The 6,822-nt window shown below is 66.9% G+C and carries 5 protein-coding genes; 1 reads left to right on the top strand and 4 read right to left on the bottom strand.

Translation table 11 applies throughout. The features are described from left to right. On the top strand, window positions 1-1,154 hold a 1,154-nt coding region (gene pdxR, locus GTP90_RS34245; RefSeq protein ID WP_161087701.1), incomplete at its 5' end, for a MocR-like pyridoxine biosynthesis transcription factor PdxR. Window positions 1,155-1,156: 2 nt separating this feature from the next. On the opposite strand, the gene GTP90_RS34240 is transcribed toward pdxR, so the two are convergent. The 4 genes from GTP90_RS34240 to GTP90_RS34225 form a co-directional block, all read right to left on the bottom strand. Then, window positions 1,157-3,589, bottom strand: a complete 2,433-nt coding sequence (locus tag GTP90_RS34240) for a TonB-dependent receptor plug domain-containing protein (protein WP_161087700.1) — start codon at window positions 3,587-3,589, stop codon at window positions 1,157-1,159. Window positions 3,590-3,818: 229 nt separating this feature from the next. Then, window positions 3,819-4,592, bottom strand: a complete 774-nt coding sequence (locus tag GTP90_RS34235) for a spermine/spermidine synthase domain-containing protein (RefSeq protein WP_161087699.1) — start codon at window positions 4,590-4,592, stop codon at window positions 3,819-3,821. A 63-nt stretch (window positions 4,593-4,655) separates the two neighbouring features. Beyond that, window positions 4,656-5,159, bottom strand: coding sequence for an FxDxF family PEP-CTERM protein (locus GTP90_RS34230; protein ID WP_254452180.1), 504 nt, complete (start codon window positions 5,157-5,159; stop codon window positions 4,656-4,658). 216 nt (window positions 5,160-5,375) lie between these two features. Beyond that, on the bottom strand, window positions 5,376-6,674 hold the full coding sequence (locus GTP90_RS34225; protein WP_254452181.1) for a sensor histidine kinase: 1,299 nt from the start codon (window positions 6,672-6,674) through the stop codon (window positions 5,376-5,378). Between the last annotated feature and the right edge of the window lie 148 nt (window positions 6,675-6,822).

Here is a 6,822-nt window from a genome sequence, read left to right as displayed (position 1 = left end):
GGTCCCTGCGCCCGCCGCAGGGACCGGCCGAGATGATGGGCGCCTTCGTGCCCGGCGTGCCGGCGCTCGATCATTTCCCGCTGACGCTGTGGCGCCGCATGCTGGAGCGCGCGTGGCGCACGCTGACGGTGGAGCAGCTCAACTACGGCGACCCGGCCGGCGAGCCGCAGCTGCGCGAGGCCATCGCCGATCATCTGCGCGCCGCGCGCGGCGTGGTGTGCGAGGCGGCGCAGGTGTTCATCACCGACGGCACCCAGAGCAGCCTGGATCTGTGCGTGCGCGCGCTGGCCGATGTCGGCGACACCATCTGGATCGAGAACCCCGGCTACGGCGGCGCGCTGGCGGCGGCGCGCGCGGCCAGCCTGAACGTGGCCGGCATCGAGGTCGACGACGACGGCATCGCGCCCGCCGCCGCCGACTGGCTGCTGCGTCCTCCGCGCCTGGTCTACACCACGCCGTCGCACCAGTACCCGGTGGGCAGCGTGCTCAGTTTGCGCCGCCGCATGGCGCTGATCGCCGCCGCGCGCGAGGCCGGCGCCCTGATCATCGAGGACGACTACGACAGCGAATTCCGCCACGACGGCGCGCCGCTGTCGGCCATGCAGGGCCTGGCGCCGGACGCGCCGGTGGTCTACCTGGGCACCTTCAGCAAGACCATGTTCCCGTCGCTGCGGATCGGCTTCGTGGTGGTGCCGCCGTGGCTGGCGGACGACTTCGCCCGCATGCGCGCGCAGTCGTCCGCGCGCGGGCGCGTGGCCGAGCAGCTGGCGCTGGCGGAGTTCCTGCGCAGCGGCCAGTTCGCGCTGCACCTGCGCCGCATGCGGCGGCTGTACCGGCAGCGGCGCGACGCGCTGGTGGCGGCGCTGGAACAGCATCTGGGATCGGTGGCGACGGTGCACGGCGGCTCGGCCGGCATGCACCTGGCGCTGCGCTTCACGCGGGCGGACCTGGACGACCACGCGATCAGCGCGCAGGCGCTGGAACACGGCATCGTGGCCGAGGCGCTGAGCGGCAAGGACACGCAGGGAACGTCGGGCTGGAAGGGACTGATGCTCGGCTACGCACAAGTGCCGGCCGAGCGGATGGAGGGACTGGTCAAACAGTTGGCGGCGATACTGCACCTGGCGGCGTTTGCCGCCAACCGTTCAAGCTGACATTAGAACGCGGTGTCGGCGCGGATGTACATCGAGCGGCCGTTCACGCCGATCGGGCAGGTTTCCCAGCAGCGGGTGAAGCCCAGTTTCGGGAACGATCCGCCGTTGGTCCACTCCGACGGCAGCTGGTTGAACATATTGTTCACGCCGATGCTGAAGAAGGTGCGCTTGGTGTAGGCGTAGCGCACGGAGGCGTCCACCAGCCACTTGGCGTCCCACTTCTGCAGGGGGCTGAAGTTTTCCGCTTCCACTTCGCCGTAGTAGTTGGCGCGGGTGTTCACGTTCCACTGGCCGGCGGTGTAGTCGGCCGCCACCACGTGGTGCTTGCGCGGCTGGCCGTGTTCGATCAGGGTCACTTGCGACTTGTCGAACAGCTGCTCGCCGGTCAGCACCGACGACGTCGAATGACGCTTGGTGACTTCGGTCTTGTTGAAGCCCAGCTGGCCGGACAGCACCAGCGTCGACGCCGCGAACTTCGAGGTATGCTCGGCCACGATGTCCAGGCCACGCGTGCGGGTGTCGACCGCGTTGGTGAAGAACTGCGCCTGGCCCACGCCCAGCGGCTTGAGGATGTTGGCGATCGGGCCGCCGTTGGCTTCCGGTGCGATCTCGCTCGAGAACACGATGCGGTCCTTGATCTTGATCTCGTACAGGTCGGCGGTCAGCGACATGTTCTTCGCCGGACGCAGCACCATGCCGACGCTGCCGCTGGTCGAGGTTTCCTCTTTCAGCGGCGCGATGCCGAAGGCCTGGGTGACGGCGCTGCCCTGGCGCGCGGTCAGGGTTTCGGTCAGCACGCCGTTGTTCAGGTTGGTCGACACGGAGCTGTAGAACTCCTGCTGCACGCTCGGCGCGCGGAAGCCGGTGGACAGGCTGCCGCGGAAGCCGATTTCCTTGGTCGGGTCGAAACGGGCGCTCAGCTTGCCGGTGACGGTGCTGCCGAAGTCCGAGTATTTTTCGTAGCGCACGGCGCCGGCCAGGGTCAGGTTGTCGACCGGCTTGTGCTCGGCGTCCAGGAACAGGGCGATGTTGTGGCGGCCCGAATCGACCGCGGTGGCCGGCGTGTAGCCGGGGAAGCCCTGGATGCCGGAGGCCGCGGTGGCGCCGCTCGGGGTCTTGATGACGATGGCCGGGTTGTTGGTGCGGCCGTACTGGTAGGAGACCGGGTCGCCGGCCACGATCTGGTAGTTGTCGGCGCGGTATTCGAAGCCGGTGGCGACGAAGATGCTGCCGTTGCCGACCTTGACCGGGCCCTTGACGTCGGCGTTGAAGGTCAGCTGGTTGAACTTCAGCGTGCCGGTGTTGGCGTCGCGCGGCGATTCGCCGTAGATGCTGCCGTCGGCCTTCTTCTCGTACCAGTAGCTGACGTTGACGCTGTCCGACTCATGGAAGCCGAGCTCGCTGGCGCCGTAGTTGATGCTGACGTCGGCCTTCCAGTCGTTGGCCAGGTCGCGGCGGTAGCCGAACGCGAACGAGGCGTCCTTGATGTCGGTGTGGATGGCCGGCAGGTAGCCGTTCGGCGCGATCGATGGAATGGTGCGGTCGTCGCCGGCCGAGCGGAAGAAGCCATAGGAATCGCTCTTGCGCTTGGAGATGCCGCCGAAGGCGTAGAACTCGCTGGCCTTGTCGATCGGCAGGCCGGCGTTCCACCACAGGTAGCCGTCCTTGGTGTTGCTGTCGCCGATGTGCTGGGTCACGCGCGGCGGGTTGACGCGCAGCGAATCGGGGCCGGCGCGGTTGGTCTCGCCGCGCTTGCGGGCCTCGGCGGTCAGGTTGAGGAAGCCGCCGTCCTGGCCCAGCGCGAAGCCGGTGTTGGCGGTGCCGGAGTACAGGTCGCCGTCGCCTTCGGAGGTGGTGCCGTAGCTGCCGCTCAACTGGGTCTCGTTGACCTGCGACTTGAGCACGATGTTGATCACGCCGGCGATCGCGTCCGAGCCGTACTGGGCGGCGGCGCCATCGCGCAGCACCTCGATGTGGTGGATGGCGCCCAGCGGGATGGCGTTGATGTCGGTGCCGGCCGAGCCGCGGCCGATGGTCTGCTGCACGTTCACCAGCGCCTGCTGGTGGCGGCGCTTGCCGTTGACCAGCACCAGGACCTGGTCGGGGCCGAGCGAGCGCAGCGTGGCGGGGCGGATCGAGTCGGTGCCGTCGCTGATGAAGGTGCTGGAGAAGTTGAACGATGGGTCCAGCGTCTGCAGCAGCTTGCCCAGCTCCAGCGGGCCGGCGGTCTGCATGTCCTTCAGGCTGATCAGGCCGACCGGGGCCGAGGTGTCCAGCGCGGTCTTGGCCACCGAGCGCGAGCCCAGCACGACCACGGTTTGTTCGGGGGCCGCCGTGGTGTCGGCGGCGGCGGTTTGGGCGCTGCCCTGGCCTGCTGCCAGCAGCAGGATCGCGCTGGCGACCAGCGTGCGTTGGAAGTGCGGTGCTCTTGTCATGTATCTCTCTCGTTGTTGTGGACGCGCGCGGATAGCACGGGCGAGAAAAATACTATCGTTTCCGCGAACTGAGCGGCAACGCGGCATGCACCATCATGTTGCAAATTCTGCACATTCGCCAATATTGCGTGCGTTATGTGACGACTTGTCGTAATCTGGCCGACGGGCCGCCGCAAAACGGTGCGAAACTGTGGTGCGGGCGCATCAGTACGGTGCTTTGCGTGGTGCGTTACTGCTGGTCCAGCATCCAGCCCTTCAGACCGTTGACCCAGGACTTGGCCGGCAGGTTCAGGCTCTTCTTGATGGCGCCGGCGCGCTCGTACAGCACGCTGAAGTCCAGCACCGGCGACTGCTTGAAGGCGATCACCACGATATTGGCGTCGTGCACCTCGGGCAGCCAGACCACGGCGTCAAACACCTGCTCCATCGCGTGCAGGTTCTTGTCGTAGTTGGCGAAGTCGCCGAACACATTGGTGGTCATCATGCCGCCGTCGCGCAGGGTGTCGAAGCAGGCCTGGTAGAACTCGGGCGAGTCCAGCACCGGGCCGCGCGCCTCCTCGTCGTACAGGTCCACCTGCAGGATGTCGACGCTGCCGTGGTTGGCCGGGTCGAGCACGAAATCCATGGCGTTCATTTCCAGCACGTTCAGGCGCTCGTCGTTGGGCGGCAGGCCGAACTGCGCGTGGCAGATCGCGATCACGTTGGGATTGAGCTCGACCGCCGTCACGCGCGCGCCGGGCAGGCGGCGGTAGCAGAACTTGGTGAGCGCGGCGCTGCCCAGGCCGAGCTGGACGATGTGGCGCGGCTGGTCGTTGAAGAGCAGCCACATCATCATCATCTGCACGTATTCGAGCTCGATGTTGTCCGGCTTGGCCAGGCGCATGGCGCCCTGCACCCAGGAGGTGCCCAGGTGCAGGCTGCGCACGCCTTGGTATTCGGTGATGGTGGCGGGAGGGTGGCCGGGCGCGTCGAAGCGGGCGGCGGAGGCGGGTAATTTGGACATGGCGTAGTTTACCAGCCCGCGCGGGATAAAAAAAAGACGCCGCAGCGTCTTTTTGAGCGGGGCTCAAGACCGGCGTCGCCGCGCGGCCAGGCCCATCAGCGCCAAGCCGCCCAGCAGCATGCCGTAGGTGGCAGGTTCCGGCACGGCCGACTTGATGTCCAGCGTGCCGCCGTAGCTGGCGTTGCCGATGTCGGTGCCTTTGATGGTCAGCGTGATCAGTCCGCTCACCGGCACGCTGAAGAACACGCTGCCCGACGAGAAGCCATTGAACACCGGTAGCGACGTACCGTTGAGGTCGGCCCAGCTGAAGTTCAGCATGGTCGGCGGCCCGGCCGAGAAATTGACGAAGTTGGCGAAGAAGCCCTGCGCCGTGCCCGGCGAGCCGTCATACGAGAATGTAAAGGTGTCGGTGAACGCCAGCCCGTCGCTGTGCGTGGTGCCGAACGCCGAGCTCCAGCTGCCTGCGCCGCCTGTCATGGCGAGCACTGGCGACGTGTAATCGTTGGCCATGGCGCCACCCGCCGCCGCAGCCATCAACCCCGCTGCCAATATTGATTTTAATTTCATATTATCTCCGCAATAGATCTGACTAAAAGACATGAAACCCCGGTGCTACCTATGCAAATTACGCTGGGCCATTTTCGATGTCAATTAGCTATTTTTTTATCGCGCGGGCAATTTCGATAGAACGTGCCTATTGCACAGGCTGAACTATAAATAATTTCTTTCAATCAATTTCTGTTGTGCAAATCGCCAACACAATTTCAATTTTCTTATCATCGATTAGTTGTTTGTAGCCGACACTGGCAGGATCAGTGTCACCGTCAGTCCGCCGCCGTCGCGGTTGGCCAGCGTGATGCGGCCGCCGTGCGCCTCGGCGATCTCGCGCGCCAGCGCCAGGCCCAGGCCGGTGCCGCTGCGCTTGGTCGAGTAGAACGGCACCAGCGCGTTGGTCAGCACCGTGTCGCTCATGCCGGGACCACGGTCCTGCACGTCGATGCGCACCGCGCCGTGCAGGCGCCGCACCTCCAGGCTGACGTCGCCGGCCGGCGAGCCGGACTCGTGGGCGTTCTTGAGCAGGTTCAGCAGCGCCTGCTCCAGCTGCGAGGGGTCGAAGGCGCACGGTTCGTCGGGCGGGGTACCGCTCACCGTGAAGTCGACCTGGGCCGCCAGCTGGGCCAGGAAGGCCGGCCACGCCTGCTGCTCCAGCCGCGGCGCCGGCAGCTTGGCGAAGCGCGCGTAGCCGAGGATGAAGCTCTCCAGGTGGCGGGTGCGCTCCTCGATGGTGGCGAGGATCTGCGGCAGGCGCTCGGTCTGGCCGCGCCGCACCAGCTCGGCGCCGGAGTGGGCCAGCGAGGTCAGCGGAGCGAGCGAATTGTTCAGCTCATGGCTGATCACGCGGATGACTTTTTTCCAGGTCTGCACCTCCTGCCGGCGCAGCTCCATGGTCAGCTGGCGCAGCAGCAGCAGCTCGTGCTTGCGGCCGTTGAGGTTGAAGCTGCGGCGCGCCAGGTGGTACACCTCTTCCTCCTCCACCTCGGCGCCGGCCTCGCGGGTGGTGAACAGGCCGTCGCCGCCGCGCGCCAGCGCCTCCAGCAGCGCCGGCGAGGCGTGCGCCAGGATGTCGTCGAGCCGGTGGCCCTCCAGCCGCCGGCCCTGGTGCAGCAGCTGGCGCGCCGCCACGTTGGCGTAGACGATGGGGCCGGCCTCGCTCACCAAGAGCATCGCCACCGGCGTGTTCTGCACCATGGTGTCGAGCAGCAGCTCGCGCTGCACCAGGTCCAGGCGCTGCTGGCGCAGCACGTCGCCCAGCGCGTTGTGGGCCGCCACCAGGTCGCTCAGCTCGTCGTTCTGCGGCCAGTGCAGGCTGAACGAGAAGTCGCCGTCCTGGTAGCTGGTCACGGTGCCGGTCAGCGCGCGGAACAGCGACAGCATGGATTCGAGCTGGGCGCGGATGGTGATGATGGAGATCGGCAACACGCACAGCAGGCACACCGCCAGCACCAGGCCCGGATGGTTGGGGAAGAAATGCGTCAGCGCCAGCGCGATCAGGATGCCGACCGTCAGCAAGGTGCCGACCATCGCGGTCCAGCGCGTGAGCAGCGAGAGGCGCATGCCGGCCGGGCCCGTGGCCGGCGGGCGCGGGGTTGTGCGTGGCGGCGTGGCGCCCATCAGGGGCGGGCGATGCCCAGCCGCTCCATGCGGCGGTACAGCGCCTGGCGCGACAGGC

The sequence above is a fragment of the Duganella vulcania genome (assembly GCF_009857655.1).
GTDB lineage: Bacteria > Pseudomonadota > Gammaproteobacteria > Burkholderiales > Burkholderiaceae_D > Rugamonas > Rugamonas vulcania.
The sequence above is the reverse complement of the archived record's forward strand: the minus strand, read 5'-3'. Positions and strand labels throughout refer to the sequence as shown.